Annotated in this window: 2 protein-coding genes; both read left to right on the top strand. The window is 38.7% G+C overall.

All coding sequences use genetic code 11. The annotated features are described in order from the left end of the window. Positions 1–275: 275 nt before the first annotated feature. Complete coding sequence (locus PVV65_RS09550; protein ID WP_273790001.1) at positions 276–932, top strand: hypothetical protein; 657 nt, start codon at positions 276–278, stop codon at positions 930–932. 80 nt (positions 933–1,012) lie between these two features. Then, positions 1,013–1,894 carry a hypothetical protein gene (locus PVV65_RS09545; protein ID WP_273790000.1) on the top strand — a complete coding sequence of 294 codons (882 nt, stop codon included), beginning with the start codon at positions 1,013–1,015 and terminating at the stop codon, positions 1,892–1,894. The last annotated feature ends 178 nt before the right edge of the window (positions 1,895–2,072 follow it).

Below are 2,072 nucleotides of genomic sequence, written 5' to 3'. Positions count from 1 at the left end.
CGACAGACCTTGCATTAAGACGGTTCATAAGGACCATTTTTACTCCTTTCTTATACAGTTTTTACCCACACACCAGCCCCGCTTTTGACGTGCAAGCAAGTGATATTAATTGATTCAATCTGAGAAGGTTTAGAATAAGAAAACCTTACTATATTCGGGTTTTTAATTCAACATGCAAAACAGTAAATTATCTATATAAATCAATGTGTTGCTAGCGCCCGACGCCCTTATAGGGTCGTCAATTAACAAACTTTTTTGATTAGAAAGAATTTAACATGACATATATGAATGCTTTTCGTCACGCTCTTATTAAAGCTATTTCAGATAACATGGGAGCAGATGATACTGGCCCCGTTCCTCCTAAAAAGCAAGGCGTTCCAAAAAAATATGAATTTACGGGTGAGACGTTTGTAGCAGGTATTCGCACATTAAGACGCATTAGAGCTATTAGAGACTTTGCAGATGTTAAGGCTGGCGACTTAGGTGGTTTTATAGAAAGCAGCGAACATCTTTCACATGATGGCGACTGCTGGGTTAGAGATAATGCTCGTATCTGTCAACGGGCTCGTGTTTACGGTAATGCACAAATCGCTGGCGACGCTTGGATTTATGGCGACGCCCGTGTTTACGATAATGCAAAAATACATGGCAAGGCTTGGATAGATGGTTGTGTTTACGGTAATGCCGAGGTTTTTGGTGATGTAAAAACTTTACATACCGCTCGTATTTATGACAATGCCAAGGTTTATGGTAAGGCAGATGTGGGGGGCAAAGTTTACGGTAATGCGCATGTTTTTGGTAATGCCAGTGTCTATAGAAATGCTTGTGTTTATGGGAATGCAAAAATTTGTGGCAATGCTAGCGTTTGTGACAATATTAGTGACAATGTTGTGATTACTGGTCGTGAAAAAACTTTAGATCAAGTTGCATAAGACAGCAGCGGCGCGGCGGGGGCGCCCCTTTAAAACATCTCATTTAAAAATTTAACGAATATTAGATTAGGGAGTTACCTATGACCACTAAAAATGTATCCAAAAAATATGAAATTATAGACGAAATAAAAGAAGTTTACGATGCAGAGACTCGTCAACCGAAGCACTTTTATCGCATTCGTGCTTTAAGGGATTTCGATGATGTCAAGGCGGGGGACCTCGGCGGTTTTGTAGAAAAAGAAAGCAATCTATCGCATGATGGCAATTGCTGGGTCTATGATGATGCTATAGTTGCATATGATGCTATTGTTAGTGAAAATGCAAAAATACGTAATGAAGCTGCTGTTGCTCAAAATGCTAAAGTTTATGGGAATGCTGTAGTGAGTGATAAAGCTAAGGTTTATGGTCGTGATACCCAAGTTTATGGCAATGCGCAGATTTTTGATAACGCTAGTGTTAGTGGTACCATGTGGGTTCGTGGCCAGGGGTGGGTTTATGGCAAATGCGTGGTTAGTGATAATGCTAAGGTTTATGGGGACGCAAAAATTTGTGGTCAAGTTTGTGACAATGCGGTTGTTTATGGCAAAGCCTTTATTTCTGTAGAGGCAAAAATTTATGATGATGCTAAGGTTTGGCACAGTGCCTATGTAAAGGGCTTTGTTTATGGCAATGCAAAAGTATCAGGATCTTCTTGTGTATACGAGGAGTCTCATATTTTTGATAATGCTAGAGTTTATGGCAAAGCGCTTGTTTATAAAGATGTCAAGATTTATGGCAATGCCCGTGTTTATGAGAATGCTCGTATTTATGAAAAAGCAGAAATTTATGATGATGCGTGCGTTTCTAACAGGTCTATTATTACAGAGGGTGTAAAAATTTATGGCAATGCCGTTATTAATGGCAAGCAAAAGATTTGTGATGATACTGATGGTAGTGAACAAAGCACAAATAAAGCAGCCTAAATAAGGGGGCGGGGGGCTTCTTTATAGCAAAAAAGAAAGCCGCGTCATTTAAAACACGGCTTCTTTTATTAAAAACCATTATTGACAAGGACAATTCATTATGAAAACGATTAATGAATTACATACTTTGTGTATAAACGCAAGTTTATTTTTATTCAAATTGCATCTTTAAACAAAT

Source organism: Bartonella sp. ML70XJBT, assembly GCF_028618425.1.
Lineage (GTDB): Bacteria > Pseudomonadota > Alphaproteobacteria > Rhizobiales > Rhizobiaceae > Bartonella.
This window is presented reverse-complemented; position numbering and strand designations above follow the sequence as displayed.